General features: G+C 67.3%; 19 protein-coding genes. 4 read left to right on the plus strand and 15 right to left on the minus strand.

Annotation, left to right across the window (positions count from 1 at the left end; translation table 11 throughout):
* Nucleotides 1-105: 105 nt before the first annotated feature.
* From AAFU51_12880 to AAFU51_12920, 9 genes are all read right to left on the minus strand, one after another.
* The gene (locus tag AAFU51_12880) at nt 106-1,929 is read right to left on the minus strand and encodes a T9SS type A sorting domain-containing protein (GenBank protein MEO1572152.1); all 1,824 of its coding nucleotides are present in this window, start codon (nt 1,927-1,929) and stop codon (nt 106-108) included.
* Between the two features lie 376 nt (nt 1,930-2,305).
* Nucleotides 2,306-2,554, minus strand: a complete 249-nt coding sequence (locus tag AAFU51_12885) for a hypothetical protein (protein ID MEO1572153.1) — start codon at nt 2,552-2,554, stop codon at nt 2,306-2,308.
* 208 nt (nt 2,555-2,762) lie between these two features.
* Entirely contained in the window at nt 2,763-3,713 is a 951-nt protein-coding gene (locus AAFU51_12890) for an FAD-binding oxidoreductase (GenBank protein MEO1572154.1), read from the minus strand.
* Nucleotides 3,714-4,144: 431 nt separating this feature from the next.
* The gene (locus tag AAFU51_12895) at nt 4,145-6,316 is read right to left on the minus strand and encodes a T9SS type A sorting domain-containing protein (GenBank protein MEO1572155.1); all 2,172 of its coding nucleotides are present in this window, start codon (nt 6,314-6,316) and stop codon (nt 4,145-4,147) included.
* 40 nt (nt 6,317-6,356) lie between these two features.
* Nucleotides 6,357-6,599 (minus strand): hypothetical protein, encoded by a 243-nt coding sequence (locus AAFU51_12900; GenBank protein ID MEO1572156.1) that lies wholly within the window; start codon nt 6,597-6,599, stop codon nt 6,357-6,359.
* 493 nt (nt 6,600-7,092) lie between these two features.
* Nucleotides 7,093-7,323: a hypothetical protein gene (locus AAFU51_12905; GenBank protein MEO1572157.1), complete on the minus strand. Its 231-nt coding sequence runs from the start codon at nt 7,321-7,323 to the stop codon at nt 7,093-7,095.
* Nucleotides 7,324-7,386: 63 nt separating this feature from the next.
* Nucleotides 7,387-8,985 carry a bifunctional response regulator/alkaline phosphatase family protein gene (locus AAFU51_12910; GenBank protein MEO1572158.1) on the minus strand — a complete coding sequence of 533 codons (1,599 nt, stop codon included), beginning with the start codon at nt 8,983-8,985 and terminating at the stop codon, nt 7,387-7,389.
* Nucleotides 8,986-9,124: 139 nt separating this feature from the next.
* On the minus strand, nt 9,125-10,435 hold the full coding sequence (locus AAFU51_12915) for a hypothetical protein (protein ID MEO1572159.1): 1,311 nt from the start codon (nt 10,433-10,435) through the stop codon (nt 9,125-9,127).
* Nucleotides 10,436-10,449: 14 nt separating this feature from the next.
* Nucleotides 10,450-11,712, minus strand: a complete 1,263-nt coding sequence (locus AAFU51_12920; protein ID MEO1572160.1) for a glycosyltransferase — start codon at nt 11,710-11,712, stop codon at nt 10,450-10,452.
* A gap of 257 nt (nt 11,713-11,969) precedes the next feature.
* Between AAFU51_12920 and AAFU51_12925 the strand changes: the two genes are divergently transcribed.
* Nucleotides 11,970-13,364 (plus strand): hypothetical protein, encoded by a 1,395-nt coding sequence (locus AAFU51_12925; GenBank protein ID MEO1572161.1) that lies wholly within the window; start codon nt 11,970-11,972, stop codon nt 13,362-13,364.
* 4 nt (nt 13,365-13,368) lie between these two features.
* On the opposite strand, the gene AAFU51_12930 is transcribed toward AAFU51_12925, so the two are convergent.
* From AAFU51_12930 to AAFU51_12955, 6 genes are all read right to left on the minus strand, one after another.
* The gene (locus tag AAFU51_12930; protein MEO1572162.1) at nt 13,369-14,283 is read right to left on the minus strand and encodes a hypothetical protein; all 915 of its coding nucleotides are present in this window, start codon (nt 14,281-14,283) and stop codon (nt 13,369-13,371) included.
* A gap of 2 nt (nt 14,284-14,285) precedes the next feature.
* Nucleotides 14,286-14,777, minus strand: coding sequence for a hypothetical protein (locus AAFU51_12935; GenBank protein ID MEO1572163.1), 492 nt, complete (start codon nt 14,775-14,777; stop codon nt 14,286-14,288).
* A 139-nt stretch (nt 14,778-14,916) separates the two neighbouring features.
* On the minus strand, nt 14,917-16,410 hold the full coding sequence (locus AAFU51_12940; GenBank protein ID MEO1572164.1) for a hypothetical protein: 1,494 nt from the start codon (nt 16,408-16,410) through the stop codon (nt 14,917-14,919).
* Between the two features lie 163 nt (nt 16,411-16,573).
* Nucleotides 16,574-17,260: a response regulator transcription factor gene (locus AAFU51_12945; GenBank protein ID MEO1572165.1), complete on the minus strand. Its 687-nt coding sequence runs from the start codon at nt 17,258-17,260 to the stop codon at nt 16,574-16,576.
* A 74-nt stretch (nt 17,261-17,334) separates the two neighbouring features.
* Nucleotides 17,335-20,454 carry a two-component regulator propeller domain-containing protein gene (locus AAFU51_12950; GenBank protein MEO1572166.1) on the minus strand — a complete coding sequence of 1,040 codons (3,120 nt, stop codon included), beginning with the start codon at nt 20,452-20,454 and terminating at the stop codon, nt 17,335-17,337.
* A gap of 110 nt (nt 20,455-20,564) precedes the next feature.
* A complete protein-coding gene (locus AAFU51_12955) occupies nt 20,565-22,754 on the minus strand; it encodes a YcaO-like family protein (protein MEO1572167.1) in 2,190 nt (729 codons plus the stop codon).
* A 579-nt stretch (nt 22,755-23,333) separates the two neighbouring features.
* Between AAFU51_12955 and AAFU51_12960 the strand changes: the two genes are divergently transcribed.
* The 3 genes from AAFU51_12960 to AAFU51_12970 all read left to right on the plus strand — a co-directional run bounded on the left by AAFU51_12960 (nt 23,334) and on the right by AAFU51_12970 (nt 26,515).
* Nucleotides 23,334-23,678 (plus strand): hypothetical protein, encoded by a 345-nt coding sequence (locus AAFU51_12960; GenBank protein ID MEO1572168.1) that lies wholly within the window; start codon nt 23,334-23,336, stop codon nt 23,676-23,678.
* 61 nt (nt 23,679-23,739) lie between these two features.
* Nucleotides 23,740-24,390 (plus strand): deoxynucleoside kinase, encoded by a 651-nt coding sequence (locus AAFU51_12965; GenBank protein MEO1572169.1) that lies wholly within the window; start codon nt 23,740-23,742, stop codon nt 24,388-24,390.
* 151 nt (nt 24,391-24,541) lie between these two features.
* On the plus strand, nt 24,542-26,515 hold the full coding sequence (locus tag AAFU51_12970) for a hypothetical protein (protein ID MEO1572170.1): 1,974 nt from the start codon (nt 24,542-24,544) through the stop codon (nt 26,513-26,515).
* The last annotated feature ends 3 nt before the right edge of the window (nt 26,516-26,518 follow it).

Raw genomic sequence — 26,518 nt, forward strand, 5'->3', positions numbered from 1 at the left:
CACAGCACGCTAGTTCGGTACGCGGAGGCCTGAACGAGCGCGGGGACGCGCCCCCAGGACACGCCCCCGCTCTGCTTCACTCGGCCTCACTCAGACGACGCCGCCCTAGCGCACCACCGTCAGCCGCCGCGTCTCCGCGAAGCTCGCCCCCGACACACGCACCACGTACGTTCCCGCGGGTAGACCCGACACATCGACGTCGAGTCGCTCCTGCGAGCCCGCACGCAGCGTCACCGCGCCCGAGAGCACCTGGCGACCCAGCACGTCGTACACGGCCACCGAGGCCTCCTGCGACTCCGCCACCTGCACCGCCAGCGTCGCCTGCGACGCCGTCGGGTTCGGGTAGAGCTCGCCCACGGCGAACACGGCCGGCACCGCCTCCTCGCTCGACACCGCGCTCGCACCCACGATCACCTCGAAGCGCGCCGCAGGCTCACCCTCCATCGTCTCAAAGGCGTAGCTCCCCTGCTCGCGCAGGTCCACCTCGGTGCCAGTCATGGTGTCACGCAGAATGAGCGACCACGTCTCAGGCACGCCGTCGAGCGATGGCCACGCGAACTCGTAGCTCGTCCTCACGCCGAACCCCGTGTAGGCGAGGTCGAACGTATGCACGCCGAGCTCGTCGGCATCGCCCAGCGGCCGCGCGTCCTGGTACTGCCAGGCATCGGCCTCGTCACCGCGATCTCCGAGGAGGCCTGCCAGCACGAACGGCGCCCCGAACGACCCCGGCGACGACGCGTCGAAGCGGTCCCACCCCTCCGACGCCTCCTCGTGGAAGAACAGCGACACCGTGTTGCGGATACGGTCGCCCTCGGCCGTCGCCCCGACCAGGTCCAGCTTCAGGTCGTGGTAGGCCGCCTGGCGCCCCACGAACGTCCCGCCCGAGGCTCCGGCACTCGCCACCGCGTAGCGCACCGTCACGGCCGTCGTCGGCGTCGACCCTGGCGGGTTCGTCCCGCCCGGCCCGTCGGTCACCTCCAGCCAGAAGCCCTGCCACGGCGTCACCACCTGCGGGCTACCCGACCCGCTCAGCGAGTAGGCCACGTAGCCTCCCGGCCCGATGTTGCCGGTCTCGCCCGTGGCTGCCCCCGCCGGGTCCCACACCTGCACCACGTCCTGCAGGGTGAGCCCGCCCGTCGTCACCGAGACGCCCGCGAGCGAGAAGTCGGTGGCGAAGGGGTTGCCGGCGAGGTAGAAGGCGTCGTCGGAGACGGTGCGCGCCCCGAAGGTCACGTCTTGGTCGGCCGCGAGCGGCGTCACCGTCGCGGCGACGTTGACGGGAAGAGCCTGGACGGTGCCGAGGCCGCTGCCGCTGAGCGTGGGCGGGCTCACGCTGTCGAAGAAGTACCACCAGAAGCCTGCGCCGGGGACGAGGGCGTCGGTCTCGGCGGGAGCCGTGAAGCCGTCGTTGCCGCCGGGGGTCTGATTGCCGCCGTAGGCGGTGTAGAGGTTGGCGGGGTCGGTGTCGGCGGCGGCGATGCCGCGCAGGAGGTTGACGGCAGCGAGGTCGGCGACGGAGAGGCCGGAGCCAGGGGCTGAGAGCATACGCCACCCCTCGCCACCTGACGACGTCTCCGACACGAGGGTCCCCGCTGCACCGACCGTGAACGGGCCGTCTGCTAAGGGGTCGATACGGGTGTCGTTCCCGCTCCAGTTTGAAGCATTGCTAATCGCCGCGAGTAGTTCGGCCTGTGTGCCACTTGTGACACTTTCGTTGTAGGTGGAGTTATCGACCTCATCGCCTGTACCAGGCCCCGACCCCACTGCGACTGCTGTAGTGCCCTCCGTCAGACCTGGGGGCAGAGCAGTCGTGTTAGAGTTTGTGGCAGACGTGCCGAATACGGTCGAGTTGGTCGTCACGATGTAGAGGAACGTGAACGTGCCGCTGTCCTCTTGGTAGGCAACAATCTGGTCGCCGCTTGCAGACAAGGCAAACCCAGACCCGGTGCAACCCGGCGCTCCGCCCGTGGCAAAGTCGGAGGACGCAGTGAAGAGGACAACGTCTCCTGCGCTTAGACCTCCAGAAGGCGTCGTGTACACGACGGTCCCTTCGTTGTCGCGGAAAGAACCGTCAGTATTGACTCCACAATCAGCGAAGTAGATCACTTCGCCCGCTGTGATGTCAGCAAGAGCGACAAAGGCAAAGTCATCCGGGTTGTCAGAATTCAGGCCAATGATTGCTATATCGCCAGCGCTGAGTTGGGCAAAACCTCTTGGTGCGAGCAGCAACAGAGCTGCGAGAAGAAGTAGCGTTCGTTTCATGTCGGTCAGAGTCGTCGGAAGAGAGGTGAGACGGAGGGACGCGCTATTCGGCGTGGTTCTGGCGGAGGCGGCGCGCGGCGTAGCCCGCACCCGCAAGCGCGAGCAGGCCGAGCCCGCCGTCGATCGGCACCTCAGGGGGGTTCGGCGTGGCATCGGTCGGCGTCTCCTCGAACGCCTCCGGGGCCGGGGCCGCAGACGGCGCAGCCCAGTCGGGTAAGCTCTGCGCTGTGGCAGCGGTGGGAAGCGCGAGCAAGAACGCCGCGGCGAACGCGGCGTGGCGGAACGTGTGCATGGCAAGTAAAAGCGTCGGAAAGGCGTGGCAGAGCGCGGAAGGTAGACGATGGCTACCAAACGCTTTCGACCTGCACGTTAAACCGCCGCAATCCCTCGCTCAATTCACGAGGCCTTGACCGCACCAGCGACGCGGTAGCCACCAAGTTCCAGCCCCGATCTGGAAATGCTACACGCCTGACTCCGGACCTAGACGCGGATGTCTGCTTTCAAGACCTGGATGTCCGTGGCGGGGCTCCGCCCGTCCGCCCAGGCTTGACGGCTTTGAGCTTCGCGAGCCCCGGGGGGAGTGGCGGGCGCTTGCCCGGCCCTTTGGGCTTCGCCCCGCCAGAGGGCTTCGCCTGCCGCGCGGCGACCTGCGCGCCCGCCGCATCAAACACGTGCACTGGATTGGGCGGGTCCTCGGTGTAGTACTTCTCATCGCGGATGAACTCGGCCTGCAACCCTGCGCGCTTGAATATGCCCTTGGCGTGCTCGATCATCTGTGGGTTGCCGCACGCATAGCCGACGACTCTAGCCGGGGCGATACCATGGCGCCCGGTCCAGGCATCGAGATGCTTTCGGAGCACATCACCCACACGCCCGCGCTCGCCCGTCCAGCCGGGATGGTTCCAGGGACGACTGACGATGGGGACATAGGCTAACCAGTCGGTCACGGCCGCGAGGTCGGCGAGGTCGGCCGCATAGGGCGCGAGTTCGGCCGGGTCGCTCGCGCCGTGAAGGAGGAGGTAGCGGCTCGCGTCGGCCTCGGCGAGCACGCCCGTGTCGAGGGCATGCCGCTGCGCACGGATCATGCTGATGAACGGCGCCGCCCCCGTCACCGTCGCCACCATCGCGTGCGCCTGCTTCGACAGCTCCTGCGTGAAGTGCCCGACGATCTTTCTCCGCGCCCACACCGGATCGCCTGGGTGGAGAGCGAACAGGCCCGGCGTTAGCGCACCGTCCGCAACGTGCTCGATGTGCAGTTCCATCTGCGGCTCGTGCGGCGCGCTCACGATCGAGTAGGCCCGCTTCACCGTGCGTCCGTCCTGGTCGAGTGCGAGAGTGACGTACTGCCCCGGTTCGTAGGAAAACGGCTCGCCCCAGTCGAGCTTGAACACGGCGAGATCGTGCGTGACGTCAAGCCGCTCGGCGACGGTGGCGCGGACATATCCCTTCATGGCGACCTCGACTGGTGAACGGAGCCTAGACAGAGTAGGCATCCTGGAAGCGCTTCGCAAGCAAAGCACGAGCAGAAGGGCGACGTGATACGGGGTCGGCTCTGCTCGATCCGAAAGACGGACTCGGCATCAACGTCTCTGAGGCACGGCATCGACCTTGGTGCCGACCTCTGCGTCGCTCGATCGCCACGTCGGACTGGCCTTTCCCCACGTTGGACTGGCCTTTTCCCACAGCGCCCGGCTCCGCCTTCGATGGGCCCGCCTTGGGCCTGCTTCGTCTTCGGTCTACCTCGTTTCGCCCTCGTGCACAGACCAAAGAAGGCAGGGATGAGCGTGCTCACCGCGCTGGTGCTCACCTCATCCCTGCCTAGTTTTTACGCTTCGTAGATGCTCGCCCGTCTGCGCGCAGCGGAGAGCCCTAGTCCGCGTGGCTAGCGTACGACGGTTAGCCGGCGCGTCTCTGCGAAGCTCTCGCCCGCCACACGCACCACATAGGTGCCCGCCGGCAGCGCCGACACGTCGACATCGAGCCGCTCCTCCGAGCCGGCACGCAGCGTCACCGCGCCCGCCAGCACCTGGCGACCCAGCACGTCGTACACCGTCACCGAGGCCTCTTGCGACTCAGCCACGCGCACCGCCAGGGTCGCCGACGTCGACGACGGGTTCGGGTAGAGTTCGCCCATGGCAAACACGTCCGGCAGGCCCTCCTCGTTGGACACGGCGTTGTTCACCCCGACCAACACTTCGAAGCGGGCAGCAGGCTCGCCTTCGGCGGGCGTGAACGCGTAGCTCGACTCGGCGCGGAGGTCTACTTCCGTGCCCGTAACCAGGTCGCGCAGCGTAACCGACCACGCTTCCGGTACGTTCTCCAGCGACGGCCACGAGAACGCGTAGCTGTCTTCGACGCCGAACCCGGTGTAGGCAAGGTCGAACGTGTGGAGGTCGTCGACGAGCGGACGCGCATCCTGGTACTTCCACATGTCCGTCTCGTCGCCGCGGTCTCCGACGAGGCCTGCGAGGACGTACGGCGTGCCGAACGAGCCCAGCGACGATGCATCGAAGGTGTCCCAGCCGTCGGTGGACTCCTCGTGGAAGAACAGCGACACCTCATTGGCGAGCGCTCGGCCGTCGTTGGCGGTTCCGCTGAGCACTAGCTTGAGGCCCACAGGGGCCGCCTGGCGACCCACGAAGCCGCCGCCCGTTGTCTGGAACGCCGCGCCGTAACCCACTTCCACGGTCGCATCCGTGACCGTGCCGCCTGCGCCGTCGGTGATCTCCAGCCAGAAGCCCTGCCACGGCGCGACGATTTGCGGATTGCCTCCTGCGCCGGAGCGCGAATAGGTCACGTAGGCACCGGCCCCGCTGTTGAGCGACGGATCCCAGATGCTAACCACGTCGGAGACCGTGAGCGCTGCCAGCGTAGTCCCATTGCGCGCGGCAATGCCCGCTAGGCTGAAGCTGGTGGTGAAGGGATTGCCCGCGAGATAGAAGCCGTCGTTGTTGGGACGCACCGGGTAGGAGACGCCTGCCGACCCAGGCACAGGCGTTACGGTGTCCACGATCAGGATGGGGAGTTCCTGGATCGTCCCGAGCGCGTCGGGATCAACCACGGGCGGGTCGGCGCTGTCGAAGAAGTACCAGAAGATGCCTTCGCCGGGGACGAGCGCGTCCGTGGCTGACGGCGCCACGAAGCCGTCGTTGCCGCCCGGTGCCTGGTTGCCGCCATAGGCGGTGTAGATGTTAGGCGGGTCGGTATCGTCCGTGGCGATGCCACGCACGAGGTTGAAGGCGGCAAGATCGTTGACCGTCAGCCCAGTGCCCGGTACCGAGATCATGCGCCACCCTTCCACGCCGGAGGTCACGGCGCACGGGTCGGTCTCGCCCGAGCACGAGAGAGTGCCCGTGAAGAGGATTTCGTCTATGAAGAGCTCTTCGCCCTTGGAGTTGGTGTCTCCCCTGACGCTCAGGATGATGTTGGTCTCGTCGAGACTGTTCGTCGTGATCACATCGTCCAGGTCCACCACGAGGGTGTTCCAGGTTGCGAGCAGCAGTTCCAGGTCGTTGCTCAGGATTTCGAGTACGGTCACCGTCGTCGAGCCATCTCCAACCGTCACGACTAGTTCGTCGTTGGTGCCGAACGTCGTCGCTGCGGCTGTGTAGGGGACCCGAATCTGGCGACTCTCGAACTCGCTGACGTCGACGGGCTCGAAGCTGAGCGTGATGCCGCCGTCTGTGTTGTCGAAGACGAACACGCGCTCGCTGGCCCCGATCGGGTTCCCATCGGGGTTGTTCGTGGGTGCCCCGTTTACCTGGGGCGCCGCGTTGCCTGTAGACACGCCGATGGCGTCGCCGTTTTCACCCGCTGTGACCGTGCCGGTCAGTCCGTTTCCGCGCGAGTCTGTGAAGCTTGAAGAGAAGTCGAGTTCAGGACCTCCCGCGTTGAACGCCGAGGGCGCGTTGGTGCTGTTGAAGGGATTGGCCGTCACGAGTTGGTCAACGGAGAGTCCAACCCCGTCGAAGGATTGACTAGCAATCGTCTGCTGGGCCCACACACTGGGCGAGGCCAGCGCGAAAGCCATGAGGAGGAGGAGCGTGCGTTTCATAGTGGTCAAAGTCGTCGGAAAGAGGGGGCGGAGCAGCGCGCTACTCGGCGGGCTGCTGGCGGAGGCGACGGGCGGCGAAGCCCGCACCGGCAAGCGCGAGCAGGCCGAGACCCCCGTCAATCGGGACCTCGGGCGGGTTTGGCGTGGCCTCATTTGGGGTCTCCTCGAAAGCCTCCGGGGCCGGAGTCTCAGACGGCGCAGCCCAGTCGGGCAGGCTCTGCGCCGTGACCGGCATAGCTACTAGCAATGCGGCGAGGAGCGCGATGTAACGAAAGGTGTGCATGGCGTAACGAAAGCGCTTTGAAGGAACCAACGTCTCTATGGATTAGGACGGATCATATCAGTGTAGGCATTCCAGAAGCGCTTCGCAAGCCGAGGCAAGTCACGCAGATGCGCACAAGAGGCCGGGACAAGCGCCTAACTTCTGGACGTTGATCGGACAACGTACCTGCCTGTTTGGCCACAAGCTTTGTGCCGATTGACGCACCGGATACGGCTCTACGACGACGACACCGGCATCCTCTCGGGGCGATTTGCACTGGGGCGCATGTGGTCAAACCGCCATTCATCCCGCGCACAGCGGCGGCGATGCCGTGCCAAAACGCCGTCGGGTACCTGCACCGCGGCTGGAGCCAGGGCACGGTGGTCGTGTGGTTGTAGTGGCTCTCTTGACTGTCGTCCTGAGCGAGCGAAGCGAGTCGAAGGATCTACGGGTCAGCTTCCAAACACTGGGCGGAGCGCCGAGATACAACACAGATCCCCCGCCTCCGCGAGGGCTAGCTGCAGAGACCAAACTCCTGCATCACAGCCTCGATCTCCGCATCGCTTGCATGCCATACTGCGCCTCGCTGCTCACGCAGGGCAACGAGTCCCAATAGCGATAGCGGATCTTCTGCGCCGAATTCCAATGCTTCGGTCTCGGCCTCCCACCACTCTCGCCCGTCGTCATACCGTCGCGACACGTCGTAGCCCATTGCCCGAAGCGCGAGGAGAGCAGGAATCAGCACGTTGGCTGCGCTGTTGACTACGTCTACTTTTCTGCCTTCTTCCCTCTGCATTCTCTCTTGCCGCTATCCCTTTGGTCGCAGCGTCACGACGGGGAGCAACATCTCCTCCATCGACACGCCGCCGTGTTGGAAGGTGTCGTTGTAGCGCTGCACGTAGCGGTGGTAGCTCGTCGGGTAGACGAAGTAGAAGTCCTCCTTGCAGAAGATGTAGTTCTCGTTCAAGCCGCTGCGCGGGAGGCCGTAGTTCTCCGGGTGCTTCACGAAGATGGCGTCGCTGCGGTCGCACTTGAGGTTGCGGCCAAACTTGTAGCGTAGACTGGTCGAGGTGTCGCGGTCACCGATCACCTTCGTCGGCCGGAGGCTGCGCACGGCCCCGTGGTCGGTAGTGAGGACGATGGTCACGTCCTGCTCGGCGAGCGTGCGGAAAGCCTCGAAGAGCCACGAGTGCTCGAACCACGTCCGAGCGAGCCCACGGAAGGCCGCCTCGTCGGGGGCGATCTCCTTAAGCACGGCCGAGTCGGAGCGGGAGTGCGTGAGGATGTCGAGGAAGTTGACCACGACCGCCGAGAGGTCGTGCTGGGTGTAGTCGAGGACCTTGTCGGCGAAGGCCTGCCCGTCGGCGCCGGTGATGAGCTTGTCGTAGCGCATCCGGATGTCGCCAAGGCGGCGGCGCTTCAGGAGGTCACCGAGGAAGAACTCCTCGTGCTGGTTGAGGCTCTCGTCGTCGTCGCCCGCGCTCCAGCGGTCGCGGTGGCGCTGCGCGATGTTGATGGGCAGCAGGCCGGAGAAGATGGCGTTGCGCGAGTAGGGCGTGGCCGTCGGGAGGAGCGACCAGTGCCAGTCCTTCTGGATCTCGAAGTGCGGGTAGAGCAAGCTTTCCAGCATGAGCCACTGGTCGAACCGCAGGCAATCGATCAGAAAGAAAAGGACGGGGCGCTTAGGCTTGCCGTCGCCCCCCCGCCCTTTTGAGTGCGGTTCGAGGTGCGGGAGGACGTACTTCGAGAGGACCTCGTGCGAGAGCGCGGGGCGGTCGTCGCCGTCGCGGTGGAGGGTGTCGGCCTCCCCGATCCAGTCGGCGTAGTAGCGCTCGACGAAGTTGCCGAATTCGCGGTTGGCCTCGCGGTACTGGTTGTGCAGGATCTCGGCCACGTTCTCGTCGGCGTCGCCGAGGTCGAGGTCGAAGCGGACGAGTTCCTGGTAGAGGTCCACCCACTCGGCGTGGTCGAGGCCGCCGGAGAGGCGCATCGTGATCTGGCCGAAGCGGCTCAGGTAGTCCTGGCTGACGGTCTCGCCGCGCAGCCGCTCGCGGTCCAGCAGCCGCTTGATGGTGAGCAGGATTTGCTTCGGGTTGACCGGCTTGATGAGGTAGTCCGCGATCTGCCGCCCGAGCGCGTCCTCCATGATCTGCTCCTCCTCGGACTTCGTGATCATCACGACGGGCACCTCGGGGCGGTTGGCCTTGATCTCCTGCAGGGCGTCGAGGCCGCCCATCCCGGGCATCTGCTCGTCGAGGAAGACGACGTCGTAGCGCTCCTGCTCGTTCTTGGCGACGGCGTCGGCCCCGTTGGCAACGCTGGTGACATCGTAGCCCTTGGCTTCGAGGAAGAGGATGTGCGGCTTGAGAAGGTCGATCTCGTCGTCGGCCCAGAGGATGCGGGGCATAGAGGGGTCGTAGTTCAGGGGTCGAGGGTCGCAGGTCGGGAGATGAACCCGGTGCCGCGGAGTCGGGTCCGGGCCGTTGGTTCAACGCGGGGGGTTAGCGCGTTCGTGCTCCCAAGCTGGCCGTGTGCCTGCGCGACGCTCAGGACGCGGTCGGCGCCGAGCGCTCGCGGGTGGCGGCGAGATCGCTGATCACCCAGCGGTGTTTGCCTGCCCGGTTGCCTTCGAGCCGCTCGGTGCGCTCGATGCGGACCGGATAGCCGCCCAGCATCTCGGTGAGCGTGGCGCACACGGTGGCCTCGGGAAGAGGCTCGTCCGGCGCCATCTCCACGGCGACGGTGAGCGCGCCGTCGCAGTCCTGGTGCGCGCGGAAGCGGCGGACCGCCGGGTGATGCTCAAGCGCGTGCTTGACCGCCAGCGGGTGCACGAGGCGCCCCGACCGGCTCACCAGAATGTCGTTCTGCCGCCCGCGCACGCCCGGCAACACGGCGAACCCTTGCTCGGCGCGCGCCATCGGTCCCTCGGCCACGTCCCCGATGCGATAGCGCAGCAGCGGAAACGACGGGTTGGTGAGCACCGTCACGAGGATCTCTTCATGGCCGTCGGCATCCGCGTGTGTCTCCAGAAAGACCGCATCCTCGCGGACACGTAGGGCGCCCGCGCGGTCGCTCGCGGCTATGTTGCCGCACTCGACGGAGCCATACTCTACCGCGGCGTCGCACCCGAACGCCTCGGCGACGGCCGTGCGTGTGGCTGCATCGGCGGGCTCGGCAGTCAGGAGGGCGACGCGGAGCGAAGGCAGCCGGATACCTCGCTCGTGGGCACGTGTGGCGAGGAGACCCACGGCGCTGCTGTAGCCGTAGAGCGAGGTCGGTGCGAAGCGCGCGAGCCGGGCGAGGTGCTCGTCGAGGTCGGCGGGGCCGAGGCGATAGGCGCTCAGGCGGAGCCGGTTGCGCAGCCAGTCCTCGACGGGCCGGCGGAGCCGCTGCTTCACCCCCGCCCACCCTGGCGCGATCGAGCCGCTGTGTCCCCAGAGAAACGCCGTCCGGTCGAACGTGTCGAGGTCCCACTGGTCGAGCGTACGGTACCGGACGCGCAGCGAGGCGCGGTGTGCCTCGTAGCTCCAGTAGACCCGCATCGGCACGCCCGTGGAGCCGCCCGTCCGATGCCACGTCCCAGGCCTGGCTTCCTCAGAAAGGAGCGCGCCCGGCTGTGCGCGTACGACGTGCTTGTCGAGCATCGGCATCCGATGGACGTACTCGGCAAGCGAGACGAAGCGATCTGGGAGCCGATGCGCCTGGGCGAGCTGCCGGTAATATGGAATGTGGCTCCGGGCGTGCGCCCAGACCTGGTTGAGGCGCTCCAGTTGAAAGGCCTCGATGTCAGAGCGCACCCAGCGCTCCCGCTCCTCCATGACCGCCAGCGCGGCCCGAGCGGCCCGGAAGCGGGGCAAATGACGGAGGAGCCTCACCGGACCTCGGGGCTGGGTGTCGGAACCAGGGCGCCATCGCCCACCCAGGGGTGCTGTGCCGGGTGCGCCCCAGCCGGGTGTGCCCCGGACGCACGGGAGCCGAGGGCCAACGCATACAGCTCCAGCAGGCGCTCGAAATTTGACGCCCGGGTAAACCGCTGGGTGAACGTCTGCCGGGCAGCCGCCCGCAAGGAGGCGTAGCGGGCCGGTGCCAAGTGCCCGATGCGACCTACTGCGGCGCGGAGGGCGGCCTCGTTGCCAGCCTCGAACAAAAGCCCGTTGTGTTCGTCGGCCACCAGCTCGGCCATGGCGCCGAGGTTGCTCGCGATCACAGGCGTCCCGCGCGAGAACGCCTCGACGATGGTGCGCCCGAAGGTCTCGTACCACTGCGAGGGCATGACCAGACATCGCGCATCACCGAGCAGGGCGACCACCTCTGGCAGGGCGACTTGCCCCCGGTATGTGACCATCGGGTGGGCCTGCGCGAACGCCTCCACGTCGGGGCGCAGCGGCCCATCGCCGACGATGACGAGCGGGACACGCAACCCATCCCAAGCTTTCATCAGCGTGTCGATTCCTTTCTCGGTGGAGAGCCGCCCTACGAACACAAAGGTCTCGGAGTCGCCTGGTCCAGGCCCCAGGTCGGGGTGCACGAAGTTGGGCTTCACGTGGACGCGCTCGGCGCCGTACCCTCCGTCGATGTGCACACGGCGGGCAAACTCGGAGGGAGTGAAATAGACCGAGACCGCTTCGTCCATCCGCTGCAGCGTGCGTTGGACGAGTTGCATCGCCGTCACCACGGCACTGGCGGCGCGGCTGTCTCGGTAGCAACCGTGGCGCACCGAGGCAAACGCGGCGCGCTGCGTGTGGCACGCCGTGCATACCGCACCCGCCCGGTAGAAGCACGCGTTGGCGCAGAACGTGCGGTAGTTGCGCAGCGCCTGCACGATCGGGACCCCGAGGTCCCGGGCTGGGGCATAGATCGACTGCGAGATCTGCGGAAAGAGGTTGTTGCAGTGCATCACGTCCGGCTTGTACTTCCGGATGAGCGCCTCCACGTCGCGGCGGGCCTGGCGGTTGTAGACGGCCCGCCCCACAGCCCGCACCCGGTCAAACACCCCCGCTCCGATCTGCGCATTGTGCTGCACGAACGGAATCACCTCAACGCCGCCCTCGCGGAGCATCTGTACCTCAGACTCGAACGAGAGGTCTTCGCCTCCTCGGTACTGGTAATAGGTGTGGCAATAAAGGACGCGCATGGCACTAGACGGCGCAGCTAGCGGACGGCGCGGGCTGACCGCTGCCGTGGTCCCGCGCGGGAGACGGGGACGAGCCCGAGTCTGCGCACAACAAGCGCGCCACGTTGCTCGCCTGGCGTACGGCGTTGCAAAGTGTCCACGCACCAGTTACGAACGCCGCCGCCATTGGGCCGATGAACGCGCTCGGGCCCTGCTGCGCCGATACCGGAAGTACCTTCAACGCCGCTCTACACTTCACCTTTCCAGGTAGATCGCTCGTGCGCTTCTTGCTCGAACGCGGGCTTCGCCGCCCAGGCCGCTGGGGCCTGGGCAACCGAGGCCTGGGTAACCGAGGCCTGGGTAACCGAGGCCTGAGCAACCGGGGCTGGGGCAGCCTCGCCATCGTCGATCAGATGGTGGTGAGCGGCACCAACTTCGTGACGGTGGCCGTGCTGGGGCGTGTGGCCGGCGCCGAAGTGCTCGGCCTCTACGCAGTCGGGTTTTCGCTGATCATGATCGTTGCGACGACGCTGCGCTCGCTGCTGATCACGCCCTACGCTGTGTTCGCCCCGAGAGCCACGGAGGCTCGGCGGCAGGGCATGCGCGGCTGCGTCGTACTGGGATGGACCCTGCTCGCCGGGGGGATTACGCTGCTCGCGGGCCTCGGGGCGGTGCTGCTCAACGGGTCGCTTGCTGCCACCGCTGTGGGAGACACGTACCCGCTTCTGGCAGCGGCAGTCACGCTGGCCTTGCCTGCCTGGGCGCTGCGCGAGACCGCCCGCCAGGTGCTCTTCGCCGACCTCCGCTTCGGCGCGGCGCTGGTGGTCGACGGGGTCGCCTCCGCGCTCCAACTCGGCGGCCTCGTGTTCCTCGTGGCGACCCAGCGCCTCGACGCGGCTACCATGACGATGGTGCTCGCGGGGTCGTGCGGAGTCGTCGGGGTCGGCTGGCTCGTGTCCACATGGCGAGGCCTCGCGTTCCGGCGGGCCTGGCTGCGGGCAGACGCCGGGCAGTCGTTCCGCTTCGGGCGATGGGGCGCGCTCTCGCAGGCCAGCCATGTGCTCCAGGGCTATGCGCTCAACTGGATCCTCGCCATCACGGGTGGCTTCGCGGCCGCCGGCGTCTACGCGGCACTCTGGTCGATCGTGCAGCTCGCGAGCCCCTTCCTACAAGGTGCAGGCAACGCGATGACGCCGATCCTCGCCCAGCAGCGCGCTCAGGGAGGTCGTCCCCAACTCGCCCGAACGACGGCCCGCGTGACCCGCCTCGCCTTCGTTGCTGTGGTCCTCTACATGGGTGCCATCGCTCTGGCCGGTGCCCCTGCGACCCGCGTGATCTACGGCCCGCAGTACGATGGCATGCTCGCCACGCTCGTTCTCCTCGCTGGGTCGGTGGGGGTTGCCGCCCTCGCGCTCGTAGCGACCAAGGTGATCTCGGTGCTGGAGTATCCGCACGTCAACTTCGGGCTCAACCTCGCCGGGCTCGTGATGATCGTGCTCTTCGCCGCCCCCCTCGGGCACGCCTATGGACTGAATGGCGCCGCCGCTGGGCTTCTCCTCGCCGCAGCGCTGGGCACGGTCCTCAAGTGGGGCTGCTACGCCCTCGTGATGCGCCTCGACGATGCCGAGCCTGCAGAGATGACGGCGACGTCGCTAAGCCCGCCCTCTTACTAACTCGCTATAAGTTAAGCGTTTTCAGCACAGCAGCGGCGGTGACGACGGCCAGCCCGATGTAGGTCCACCGCAACCAGCGCTGCTCCGGCGTGCACGCCAGCAGCCCAACGACGCACACGACGGAGATGAACGTGACCTCCTGGCGGATCACGGCGAGCGTCACGATGAACAGGATCAGCGAGAGGTGCGTGATGCGGCGCTTGGGAAACGCCCACATGCCCAGACAGAGCCACGCCTCCATGAGGAGCGTCAGCGCGGTAATCGTGTAGGCTGCCGTCGCAAAGCCTGGGAACGGCGAGGCGAGCGTGATCGCGGCGAGGTCGGCCGGCGGTGTCTCGTGGAAGTGCTGCACCGCCTCCGCGTTCGGCCCGATGACGCTGCCGATTGCAGGGATCAGCTCCAGCACCGGCCCAGCGAAGCCGCCCCGGATTAGCTCAAAGCCGATGTAGGAGCCATCCATGAAGTCTGGCGAGAGCAGCTTCTGCACCGTCGCGAAGCCCATCAGGACGACGAGGAGCCAGCGCGCATTCGCACGGAGCGCTTCCACCTGGGCCGCCGGGTCGCGCGTCCACAGCGTCGCGATGCTGATTACGGCTGCGAGGTAGGTCACCATCCAGTGGTGGTTGGGCATGTCGAGCGGGCGGGCGACGAGCCCCATCGCCAGGGTCACGCAGATCACCGGCCACACCAGGAGGGCCCGCCGCGTCGTCACGCCGAGGACGATGGTGCCGAAGAGCAGGATCGCCAGGCCCATGCGCAGCGTCTCTTCGATGCGGACCGACGTGAAGATGTAGCCCAGGTAGACGAGGGCTGCCACGGCGAGGGACACCCGCAGGGTTTCGAGCGCCGAGCGGCTCGGTGCCGGCGTGCCGATGGAGAGCCCTGGAGAGGCTGAAGGGGCGAGCAGGGTCGTCTTCATCGCTAGTCCTCTGCAGGGGTGGCTGCCGACGTAGGAACGGGAGTAGGCTCGGCGGGGGACTGGAAGCCCGTCGCCGCGACCTTCAGGACCGGGCTGTGGGAGAGCGTGCGCGTCTCCACGTCGAACGAGAGCGTCGTGATCTCAACCGCGTAGCGCGGGTGACCGGCGGCGGCGTGCGCATCGAGCGCGTCCTGGAGGACCCCCGGGCGCGGAAATGTGAGGTGCGGACGCACGATCTCGAAGACCGGAACATCGTAGGTGCCCTTCTTCCAGAAGCGCTGCAGTTCTTCCTGGCCTTCCGCTTGCACCCAGGCGTCGCGCTGGACGGGGTGGAAGCTGGCGTACATCCCGAAGCCACCGGCGCGCCACGAACTCAAGCCCTGCGTCTGCACGACGACGAGCTGGCCGGAGGCCCACACGGCCATGAACGCGGCCACGCTCCAGCGCACCCAGCGGGGCGCGCGGCGGGGCTCAGAAGGAGCGGGGGGTTGCATGGCGACATGGGGCTAGCGCAACAGCAGACATGGGTCCCACCCAGCAAGGAGCACTCCGAATCTCTACACGCCCGCACATTGCGATGATTGCGTTCCGGTTCGTCCTCCAGAACACGCACGCGGCGCGGCGATTCCTGTCCTAGACGGTCTGCCGATACCGGGCAACCGCGTGCTCCGTGGCCCAGGCAAAGAGGTAGTCGTAGCGCGCGTCTTGGTAGGCGGTCTCGTTGAGCCGTCCGGAGTGGCGAAGCCGATGCGCGAAAGCGCCCGGCAATCGTCCAGCCCCCTCCACCACAGTGCGTGCGGCCAGGCTGCGCGCCCGCGTACGGAGTTGCTGACCAAACACCTCCGCGCGGTTCGTGCCCCGCAGCCGGGCGAGGTACGCCTCGAAGTCCGCAAGAGACGTCTCCGAGAGGAAGCTCCGCCGGTCGAAGAGAAGCACGGAGGCCGCTTTGTTTTCCGTCGCGTAGAGGCCGTCGGGCACGCCCGCTTCGGTGAGGACGCGCCGACAGAACGGCTTGTCGTAGGAACGAGGCCGCGCCCATGCCTGCATCTCGTCGCTCAGGCTGACGCGGTAGATGCCGCCTCCGCTACGGAGCCCGAAGGTGGGCAGCGGCATGTTGATGAACCCCGCCCAGAGGCGGTATTCGGTGAGCGACAGACCCGACTGGTCGCCCCGGCGGATCTCGGTGAGCGGGGCTTCGCGCCGCGCCCACGCGCCAGCGCCATAGCCCGTCAGCAGCACCCGCCCGCGCAGAAGCGACTCAGCGCCGCGGAAATACACGTCTTCCCCCTTCGCGTCCGCCGCGAGGAAGGGGACCTCGGGAAAGGCCGTCGCGCGCCACGCATCGCGCGCCACACGGTGCAGCGCGACGCCGAGGTACTCCGCGATGGCGTCGCCGGAGTCGGACGCTCCGCCGCGTGCGGACGTGATCGTGAGCGCCTCGTTCAGCCCAGCCGCACGCGCGAGCGCCGCCGCCGTCGGCGAGTCGAAGCCCGTCGAGACGGTGCCCATCCAGGCGTAGGGCTGTCGGCGGCGAGCGTCGGCCATGTTTGCGGCGCATCGTTGCAGCGCCGCTTCCAGAAATCTCCGGTAGCTCGCGTAGGTCGACAGGTCCCGCTCGATGGTCGGCTTGGCGACCACCTGGAGGCCGTGCTCGTCCAGCCGGAGGTTGTCGTGGTAGAGCAGGCGCACGGTCCGCGAAGCTGGGCTCGTCGCGGCGACCTCTCGCTCATATTCCGACAGCCCGAGCGTCATCGTCGTGAAGTCGCGGGGGTAGTGTGGATAGACGGGGTCGACGGTCGTGTCGGAGACGGCCAGGAGCGCCGGGAGGCTGTTGCTCACCCAGAAGGTCTCGCCATCGCTGCTCCAGACGAGGCGGTCCATCGTGTGCGAGGCGGAGACGAAGGTGACCCCGCCGTCGCGCTTTCGAGCGCCCGACCCATAGACGAGGTCGGTCTGATCGAAGGCCGCCGCCTCGTACGGTGCGTCCCAGACGACCTCGCCGAACCAGTCGTCCGCGCGCACGACGCCGGAGCCGTGCAGCACCTCGATGCTCGGCCGCCTGCGGTGGCCGCACGCCACCCACGCGAGCGACGGCCAGGCTGGCATGAGACGATAGGCAAACGACACGAGGGCTCTGGGTGAGTGCGAGACAGACACGCCTGCTGGGTATCAGCAAGAGTCATACCTCACGGCGCCCCGCGCCTCCGCCTGCACCACCCTTTGGCGACGCGTCCGATACCAAGCCATCCATGAGAACCATTCCGCGACCTAGCGCCCCGGTCTGGAAACGTCAGTCCGCGATGCCCATCCGCACTGCGATAGCGACGGCTTCGAGGCCGGTCGAGGCGTGCAGCTTGCGGTAGATATTGCGCACGTGCGTGTCCACCGTGTGCGTGCTGATGCACAGCGCGTCGGCGATGCGCTTCTGGCTGAAGCCGCGGGCCATCAGTCGGATCACCTCCTCCTCGCGCGCCGAGAGGGGCGAGGGCACCTTCGGCAGGGGTGATTTCTGAGCGGGCACCTTCGGCAGCTTCTGGAAATAGTCCAGGACGTAGGCTGCGACGCCTGGGGACACGTCCATGCCGCCCTGTACTGCCTGCCGCGCGGCCTTCAGCAGGCTGTCCGCGAGGCGATCCTTGAGGATATAGCCCACGGCCCCAGCCTGGAGCGCTGCGAAGACCGTGTCCGGCGCGTCCACGCTCGTGAGCATCAGCACGGCACCACCGCGGTAGTCCTCCCGATAGCGCCGGGTCGCCGTGATTCCGTTGCCGTCGGGCAGGCGCACGTCCATCACGACGAGGTCGGGGCGATCCCGCGTCGGATCGTCGAGCGCGTGCTCGAAGCCCGCCACGGTACCAAACGTGGCGGTCAGCGTAAGATCGGATGCTTCGTTGACCACCGCAGCGAAGTCATCCTGGAACTGCCCATCGTCTTCGACTAGCCAGATCGCGAGGGGTTCGGGTAGAGAGACAGACATGGGGCGTAGCGAGTTGGTGCGTGGCGGAGGGTACGGGCACACGGAGGCTGTGCCTATCGCGGGAGTCCGCTATTCTATGCCGCATCGCGGAGCGAGGCCCGGGACGCCGTCGGCACGTTTGGACCTGGGTAGCCATCTCCCGGGAACGGGTCTGTCCCGTCCACCGGCGGTGGTGTGCTCCTCGGCCGCCCGAAGAGCGCGCGCGCGCGCTGGTGCCACCGGTAGTACCAGCGTCCATGCGACTGGAGCGGCACGTCCAGGTGGTGACGGACACCGCCCAGGGTGCTCGCCGAGGTCGTCAGCGCGGCACCCAGTTCATCGGCGCGGCGCTGCATGGATGCCAGGCCGTGCCCGCGCGCTGTAGGCCTGTCGTTGCGCAGGGGCATGCCCCGACCATCGTCTTCGATGTGGACCTGGAGCCTTCCAGCAGCGGCCTCCAAGCGCATGTGCACTCGCGACGCGCCCGCATGCTTAGCGATGTTGTGACAGGCTTCCTTGCAGATGAACAGGATGTGCCGCCGCACGGTCATCGGCAGGGAAAGCGCTACAGCTCCGGTAACCTCGACCTCTACCTCAACCTCAGTCAGCAGGTCGTGTGCCGTACCGCGAATGCGTTCGGCGAGCGCTTCCAGGGAGTCCCGGGCAGCGTCGACCACCCACACAAGATCGCGGAGGTCCGAGGCGAGGAGTTGGGTGCGGTTCCCGTATCCGCGTAGGGCGGCCTTGTGCTCGACGGGCACCCGGTTGCTGGCAAGGATGAGTTGGTTGGCGAGCCCGCCGATGCGACTCCCGAGGTCGTCATGCAAGTCGTCGGCGATGCGCCGGCGCGTGCGCTCGACTTCGAGGGCGCGGTGGAGGTGGTAGCGATACATCGCGACAACCAGCGCAGCGACAATCAGGAGCACGAGAAACCGCATCCAGCCTCGCTGCCACAGTGGGGCCTGCACAACGAGGGTGAGGCGCGCTTCCTGAGCAGGGTCCGTGGCTCCGACCGCACGCGCACGTAGCACGTAGCGCCCCGGTGCGAGGTTGGCCAGCAGCAACGAGGACCCATCCAGCGCTGCCCAGTCCGCGTCGGAGCGCGCACGGGCAGGCTCAAGGCGGTAGGCAAACTGAACAGCCTCGGGGTGGGGGTGGGCCCGGCTGACGAGGTGGGCCATGAGGCGGTCGTCACCGGGGCGTAGCGTGAGTTTGGCGAGCGGCGTCGGTGCTGGCAGCACATCGGTCCCGTCTCGCTCCAGGCGCGCGAACGCCACCGAGGGTGCCTCCGGCGTGGTAGGCACCACGGCAGGGTCAACGCCGACAATCCCCTGGCGGGTGCCGAACCAGAGCCCGGTCGAGGCCTGGGCGCACGCTCCCATGGTGAAGGACGACGTGATGAGCTGTTCCGGGCGTCCACGCGGCTCCCAGCGCCCTGCTTCGAAGACGGCAAGTCCCGCGCCTGTGCTCGCCCAAACCCGACCGGTTTCGTCCGAAAGCAAACACCCCAAGCTTGAGTGGGGAAGCCCGTCTGCCACGCCATACCACTGGACGTCGCCACTCGGCGCCACACGCGCTACGCCGTTGAACGTACCGACCCACACGCCGCCCTCCGTGTCGAGCAAGAGCGCGACCACCCGTGCCGTGGACAGCCTCGGATCCGCGGCCGCCTGTGGCGAAAGCGGGTGCACACGCCGCTCTGCATCGACGCGCAGAGCGCCGCCCCCTGATGTCCCCACGAGCACGCTTCCGTCGCTGCCTTCCGCAAGTGTGTACACCTCGTCGTAGGTCAGCGCGCGGCCAGGAGGCCCCTCCGTGTTGATGCACGTCACGTCTTCCGGATCATTCGACACGGTGCGGGCCGGGGCAAGGCATACCCCATCCCTGCCGGTGCCAATCCACAGGTCACCCTCCTCAGCGAGGTGGATGGATAGAACGCTACCCGTGCCCGGGGGCAAGACCCCAGCAAAGCGCACAGTTAGTGCACCGGTTTGAGCATCCCAATATTGGATACCGTGCTGCTCCGTCCCAATCCAGAGATTGCCTTGGTCGTCCTGCGCCAAGGCACGTACCGCCCAGCCTTCGGTCCCCGGAATCGTGCTCCAACGTCCCGTCCGGGGGTCGACCCGATGGACGCCGCCGAGCGTTCCGACCCAAAGCGTCGCACCGGCCTGCTCGTCGATGGCCATCACATAGGGATCCATCCCGAAACGCGGCTCAAGCGCCTGGTAGGGCGAGGGCGGGAGTAGGCGCACCAATCCGTCCCAGGTGGCAATCCAAGTACCGAGCTGCGGGTCATCCAGGACATCCGCCACACTGATGTTGGGAAGTCCTCCCACCACCCCAGGCTGGGGCTTGATGTGCTGCAGCACCGTGTCTCGCGTGGCCGAGACCCGGTAGAGTCCGTCCCACCACGTGCCGACCCAGACACTTCCATCGGGAGCTGCGTCTACGGTGACCACACGATGGGAGGCGTCTGGATACGCGCGAGGAGTCATTCGTCCATCCGCGCTGAGCTGCCATATACCGTCTTGCTCAAAGCCCACGAGGGCACCCCCATCAGGGAGCAGGTGAAATGTCAAGACGGTACTAGTCGGACCCTCTACGTCCTCGAACGTACCGCCGGGCGAGCGCTTGGCCAATCCCTTCGCACCCCCCACCCACAGGGTTCCGTCTGCAGCTTCGTTCAAGACATACACGGGCGCGGTGCCCCACACGTGTTCAGCCTCGTGCTCCAACGTCAGCGCGCGGTACAACCCCGATAAAGTACCCACCCACAGACCGCCCTCGCTCGCCTCGGCGATGGCATAGACCGTGAGGTCTCGTACGCCCGGGTGGTCGACGAAGCGCCCGGAGTGTGCGTCAAAATATTGGAGTCCATCGTTTGTGTTCACCCACAGCCGTCCGCTACGGTCCACGGTCAGCCCCTCAGGAATGACCATGTCGTGCGCGAGAGAACTCGGATCTGCAGGATCGTGCTGGTAGCACGTAAATGCGGCGCCCTCCATGCGGCACAGTCCGTTGAGTGTGCCGACCCACAAGAATCCCAGGGCATCGCGCTGGACCTCCGTGATGAGTGCGGAAGGCAGTCCGTCCTCGGTGCCGTATCGCACGAGCAGCGGTGGTCCGGCCTCTTGGGCACGCACCGGCGCGGGCGCGAGTGTCGCCAGACACACGCCGAATAGGAGGATCCGGTGGAGGAGGCCTGCTGGCACAGCGAGCAGCCGGGTGGGTGACCAGAGGCCTAATCTAGCACCCTGCTGCTGCTATAGCCAGCCTACCTATGCCCTCAAAGGCCTATTCTGGACAGCTTTTCAGATAGGCCCTACACAGTCACCTCCGTCCAGTCCGGGTCGTTGATAACGCCTGGAGCGGAGACCCATCCCAATTCGTACGGCGTGGTCGCCAAGCGCGGAGTGCCGAGACGCCGCCAGAAGTGCCCAAGCCCAGGCACCACGACCCGCACGACCGGAATGCCCACAAGCGGGTGCGTCTGATCGATCACGTAGGGCTCGAAGCCCGCGCGGCGCACCCGTGCAGCGACCTCGTGCAGGTCACCCAGCACATCGTCGGTGGCGGCCGCAGGCCAACAACGGAGATCGATGGCAGGCACATTCGAGTCGGGGGCGAGGTGCGGAAAGGCCTCCACCGTGGCGACGTCGCCCCAGGCGAGGGCGTCGGATCCGTCTTCGACTTCGTGCACCGACTGCGTGACCTCGCCGACCGCGCGCGACACCGCCTCCTCCGGGTCGAGGTGGCAGCCGAAACCGAGGGCCCAGCCCATCAGTCCATCCAGCCGGTGCGAGAGCGCGATGAATGCCGGCACACCGATGTCGGAAGTCACATCGATGACGGCAAGGGAGCGGCCTCTCGACGCGTAGTGCCCGGGGGCATCCTGCAACGCCACGCGGGCCGCGGTTCGAAGGTCCACGCCGGGCCGAACCGCACCCGAGCGCACCCACAGCGCGATGCTGTCCCGTTCGACGATTTCGTAGAGGCCGAACAGCGCCGCCTCCTCCAGGCATGAACCCGCTGCGCAACCATTGCTGTCAGCGTTGGCGAAGATAGGCCCGTCGCCAAAGTCGTACTGGTAAAACGCATACCCGGCTGGCACCCAGACCGGTACCTCGTCGGTAGCCTCGGCTCCTGTTTCGTTGGGCAGCGGATATGCCTGGATCCAAGCCGTGGGTAGCGCCGGGTCAAAGCGCTCCGGGGCACGCAAAAACCTGTGGGTGCGTGCGTTCCATGTGGCGCGGTCGGCATACTGGTCAGCGCGGAAGCCGAGGAGGTCCTCTGGCGTATACACGCGGCCTTTGAGATCGGCAGCGCGGGCGACGACATGCGGACGCTCAGCCCACCACGCTCCGGAGGCCCGCTCGGCTGCCTCCCCTCGCGCTTTCACGCGGGCGTGTCGAAGCGCCGGCCCCGTGCCGCCTGCCACCAGCGTGATGCTGTGGTGGAGACCATCAATCGCTTGCACGGGCCAGAGCGCGCGATACCGCACGCCGAGTCCCTGCCGAGGTCCCCAGACGGACGATGTCCCCTCTGACTCCTGGGGTTTGTTCTGGTCGCTAGGGTCCTCGGCCAGCGTCGGCAGATCCGACGAGATGCCTACGATGGGGCTGTGAATCGTCTCAAGGCGGTTGAAGGCTTCGTCGAGCGATGCCCAGCGGTGGCTCCCCGGTGCCTTGGGACGCGAGGTCCATGTCGGGGGCTTCTCGGCGGGTGGCGAGCCGCACGCCGGGCACGTCGGCACACGGCGCACCGTATGCCTGGCAGCATCGTCGAGATTGCCTAGCGTGGTGAGTTCGGGAACCTCAGCCGTCCAGGCAGCGCGGGCGAGCCCCTCGGCGAGGAGCGCTGCGATGCGCTCAGCAGACATCCCGAGCACGTTGCCCTGCCGTGGCACGACGAGCGGCGCCGTCGGTGTGTTGACCTGCAAGTGGCGATGTAAACAGCACGGACATGCGGTACGTCCCGGCTCCAACCAGACGGCCCAGGGGAAGGCCGCGTTCGTCTGCACGACAAGCGTCGGCAGGCCTACCTGACACGGCAAGGCGTCCACACAGGCGGCATCGTCAGCCAGGATCAACCCCACGTCGGCAAGCAGGGTGTCTTCGGTCCAACGTGATGGGTGCAGCCCGTAGTCGGCTAGGGCCGCGGCTATGCCTTTCGCCGTGACATCGAGGGCCGCTACGGACACGCGGTGGCGACGCAGCGTAGCTGCTTTCGTCGGTGCCACACCGACGTCCCACCAGCGCAATGCGACATCGGGCATGAGTCCGGGAGGCAGGCGAAGCAAGAACCCTGCATTCGCTAGCGCTTCGAGGTCGTCCACCGCCTCCGCTGAGAGGTCCTCAGGAAGGCATCCTGTGTGCACGAGCGTTGTCAGCGCGTGTGCCACATCGGTGACGAGCACCACGGTTTCGAGGTCGGGGTCGACCAGTTCGATGGCGCCGTGGCAGAGCGTGCGTGCCCGCAGGCGTGGGTGCAGGAGATAGGTCGAGGTAGTCATGGCGGGCAGGCAATGAGCACAAGCGGCTCAGAGTAGGGTAGGTGCAAACAAACAGCCAGGCCCCTCGCTGTAACACGGGTCGTAGCGACACGATCACAGCGAGAGCACCTGGCTCGGCCTAGGCATGCACGCGGCTACCTGGGCAGCGCGTGCTGTGCACTAGCTGCGCGTATCGGCCCAGCAAGGTGGCGGCCAGTTCGTCGTCCGATGAGCGTGGACGCTGAGCACGGCACGTGAGGCAATGCCACCGCGCAGTGAGAGGGCGGCCGTCGACGGGGTGCGGGTCTGAGGAGTGGTCTTCATGAGAGACGCAGGTTGGTGTGAGAAGAACCGAGGGCGGGAGACACCCGATGTGGGGAGCACCCACGAGCGCACTAGGCCCTCATCATCTAGTGCTGACGAGCTAGGTGTTTTTCCGGCGCGGTCTCAAGATTTTTGGTGCGCGCCGTCTTTCCCTGCCTCAACTTCCCCTATCCCTGACGCCCCCACGTCCCTTAATTCCATTATATTTAGCACCTCCTGCCGTATCCCCAACTTGGCCTGTTCGAGCTTTCTTTTTTACTACCACGTGTCTAGTTGATGCCCGACGCTCCTCGTTCCAACGCCTCTCGTTCCAACTCCGCTGATTCGATCGCGCTAGCCGCGCCAGCAACGCGCCACGCCGTCGAGGATGCCCTCGCCCAACTCGAGCCCGTAGCGACCACGTTGTTGCGCGACCGCTACCTCGGCGCGGGCCCTCCTGCGGAGGGTGTCGTCAGCGAGGCCGCGCAGAAAACGGAGGCCGCTGCCCTGAGCCACCTCGCTGCGGCGCTCGACACCGTTGCCCCCGCGCCCGATGGTACGCCGTGGCAGGTAGGATCAGCCCGTGCGCTGCTCCGGATGGTGGGCGCCGGGATGCGGCTAGATGGCTCGCGGCCATCGTAGCGCGCCGCCCGGCGACCAGCGTCGTACCTTCGGTGCGCTCGTTTCACCTCGCTGCCCGCTGATGCCCGCCCCCCCTGCCTCCGGAAAGAAGTACGTCGCCATTGCAGGTAACATCGGCGCGGGAAAAAGCTCGCTCACACGCGTCCTGAGCGACTACTTCAAGTGGGAGGCGTTCTACGAGCGCGTGGACGACAACCCCTACCTGTCGGACTTCTATGCCGACATGAACCGGTGGTCGTTCAACTTGCAGGTCTTCTTCCTCTCCAGCCGCTTCGAGCACCAGCGGTCCATTGAGCAGGTGCCGCACTCGGTGGTGCAGGACCGCTCGATCTACGAGGATGTCGAGATCTTCGCGCGCAACCTGCACGACATGGGGCTCATGGCGACGCGCGACTATGAGAACTACCGCGCGCTCTTCCACATCATGACGAGCTACCTCCGCCCGCCGGACCTGCTCGTCTACCTCCGCGCCTCGGTCCCTACGCTCGTGCGCCAGATCCAGTCGCGCGGCCGGGAGTTCGAGTCGTCGATCCGCATCGACTACCTGGAGCGCCTTAACGGGCTCTACGAGGACTGGATCGACCGCTATGAGGCGCCGCGCCTCATCATCAACACCGACGACCTCGACTTCGTGAACGAGGACGCCGACCGCTTCGAGATCATCAGCCGCATCGAGAGCCGCCTCTTCGGGCTGTTCCCGGAGGGAGAGTGAGCAGGTGGGGGCGCCTGGGTGTGTGAGGATGTGGGGGTTCCGAACCGCTGCGTGTCTGATCGTGCTCCTAGTCGGTTCGCTGGGCACCGCCGCGCAGGAAACCGACTCTGTCGCGGTGAGGCCCTCCGCGCTTCCAGCGGACTCCTCGGCCGTGACCGACTCCAGTACCGCTGATGCGCCCGCTGCTGATTCGACGGCCGTGGAGGAAGCGCCTCCGCAGACTCCGCTGAGCGCTTACGTACCGGCGCCAGGTGTGGTGTTCGGCGAGGTACCGGCGACGCAGCCAGGGCTGTCCGTGCTGCCTCTCCTCGCCGAGGCTCACGCCGACCTGGACGGCGCGTTCGTCTACGACCTCGGCGAGCCCGGCTGGCCCCACGGACTGAGCTTCGCTGGCCGCGCGCCGCGCCGCGCCGCGCTCACGCTCGACGGGGCGCCGGTGGCCGACCTCGTGACGGGCCGCCCGCGCTACGACCTCCTCCCGCTCGATGTGCTCGGGCGCCTCAGTCGCGAGCCGGCAGCCCTGGGCGCACCCGCCGCCACCCACAGCGCGCTGCGTCCGCTCGACGCGCCCGTCGCCCGCACCGAACTTCGCTACCTCACCGGGCAGGAAGGCGTTCAGTTCATCGGGGCCACCCACGCCCAGACGCGCCGACCCGACTTCGTGGGCCGCGACGGGCGGCTCGGCATGCTCTTTCACGTGGCGGGCGTCGGGACAGGCGGCTTCTACGACGGCTCGGAGGTTGGCGGCTACCGCGTGCTCGCCCGGGCCACGGTGAACCGGCCACGATGGGCCCTCGCCGTCACGGAATACCGCACCCGCATCGAGGCCAGCGCCCGCGGCGCGGTGACGCCCAACGCCGCGCTCTACAACCCGTTCTCCGCCACCATCGCCGACGGGACCGCCGCGCGCGTAGACCTCGTGCACCTGCTCTCAGCACGGCTCCGGCTCGACGCGGGTCTGCTGCCGGCCCCCGTTGCTGTGACGGCGTTCCGGCTGGCGCAGACGGCGCGCTACACACCGACCACCGGCTTCGTCGGATCCCCAGACGATGTGTTTCAGGTCGAGGCGCAGCGGCTGGGCGTGGCGCTCGTGCAGCCGCTGCCGCTCGGTTCGCACCGCCTCGCCATCCGGGCAACAGCCTGGCGCGACGCGGCGCTGGACTCGACCTCGGCGGCGCTCATGCCTACCAGTGAGGCGCGCTCCTTCGCGCACGTCGCGCTGACCGACTCGACGGTGCTCGGCGGCGCAGCGGTGCGGCTCGGCGCCGGGCTCGACGTGACACCGGAGGGCACGTTCGCGAGCGGCTATGCTGAGGTCGAGCGTGCCGTGGGTCCGGTGCGACTGGACGCGCGAGTACGTTACGGTGGCACCGGCTACGGCCGGGCCGAGGTCGGCGGCTATGGCCCAGACTCGACGGGGGGCGTGGCGCTGCGGGCCGACGACCTCGGCGGCGACGAGCGGACGACCCAGGCGAGCCTCGGCGGCCAGGTCGACCTTGGCGCGTTTCGGATCGGCGTGCGCGGGACTGCGGTGCTGCAACAGAACACGCGGCTCCTCCTCGCCGACAGCCCCGAAGCCGGAGGCGCGGACGAGGGCGGCGCAACGTTTGGTACGCTGCCCGGCACGCTCCAGCGGACCATCGGCACGGCCACGCTCGCCTTCCGCCCCGATGCGCGGCGCGGCGTCTACGCCACGACCACCGCGTCGGTGCAGCAGGGGACCTACTCGGGCGAGGGCTCCACGAGCGTGGCGATCCGCGCGCTCGCCGCGCTCCCCGATGCCTGGGGCCACGCGCAGGCCGGCTTCCGCGCCCTCGACGTCTTCGACGGCGTGCTCGACCTCGATATCGCGCTGCGCGGCCGCGTCTGGACGAGCTTCGCCAGCCGCACCTACCACCCGCCGTCGGGCCTCTTCCCCATCCCCAGCGCGGCGACCATCGACGCGCCCACGAGCGGGACCCTCGGCCTCGTGCTCCTGACGCGGCTTCAGAAGCGCGCGAGCGTCTACCTCGTCTATGAGAACGCACTCGCCGAACGCGCCTACGCCGGGACCTTCGTGGTGCCGACTTATCCTTTTGCGCCGCATCACCTCCGCTTCGGCGTCTTCTGGACGCTCTTCGGCTGACCG

The sequence above is a fragment of the Bacteroidota bacterium genome, from assembly GCA_039821555.1.
Classification (GTDB): domain Bacteria; phylum Bacteroidota; class Rhodothermia; order Rhodothermales; family Rubricoccaceae; genus JBCBEX01.

Bases quoted from the DNA above. Each gene is read 5' to 3' on its own strand.
- AAFU51_12885 (MEO1572153.1), bottom strand. From the start codon at position 2,554: ATGCACACGTTCCGCCACGCCGCGTTCGCCGCGGCGTTCTTGCTCGCG.
- AAFU51_12890 (MEO1572154.1), bottom strand. From the start codon at position 3,713: ATGAAGGGATATGTCCGCGCCACCGTCGCCGAGCGGCTTGACGTCACG.
- AAFU51_12895 (MEO1572155.1), bottom strand. From the start codon at position 6,316: ATGAAACGCACGCTCCTCCTCCTCATGGCTTTCGCGCTGGCCTCGCCC.
- AAFU51_12900 (MEO1572156.1), bottom strand. From the start codon at position 6,599: ATGCACACCTTTCGTTACATCGCGCTCCTCGCCGCATTGCTAGTAGCT.
- AAFU51_12910 (MEO1572158.1), bottom strand. From the start codon at position 8,985: ATGCCCCGCATCCTCTGGGCCGACGACGAGATCGACCTTCTCAAGCCG.
- AAFU51_12920 (MEO1572160.1), bottom strand. From the start codon at position 11,712: ATGCGCGTCCTTTATTGCCACACCTATTACCAGTACCGAGGAGGCGAA.
- AAFU51_12930 (MEO1572162.1), bottom strand. From the start codon at position 14,283: ATGAAGACGACCCTGCTCGCCCCTTCAGCCTCTCCAGGGCTCTCCATC.
- AAFU51_12935 (MEO1572163.1), bottom strand. From the start codon at position 14,777: ATGCAACCCCCCGCTCCTTCTGAGCCCCGCCGCGCGCCCCGCTGGGTG.
- AAFU51_12945 (MEO1572165.1), bottom strand. From the start codon at position 17,260: ATGTCTGTCTCTCTACCCGAACCCCTCGCGATCTGGCTAGTCGAAGAC.
- AAFU51_12955 (MEO1572167.1), bottom strand. From the start codon at position 22,754: ATGACTACCTCGACCTATCTCCTGCACCCACGCCTGCGGGCACGCACG.
- AAFU51_12960 (MEO1572168.1), top strand. From the start codon at position 23,334: ATGCCCGACGCTCCTCGTTCCAACGCCTCTCGTTCCAACTCCGCTGAT.
- AAFU51_12965 (MEO1572169.1), top strand. From the start codon at position 23,740: ATGCCCGCCCCCCCTGCCTCCGGAAAGAAGTACGTCGCCATTGCAGGT.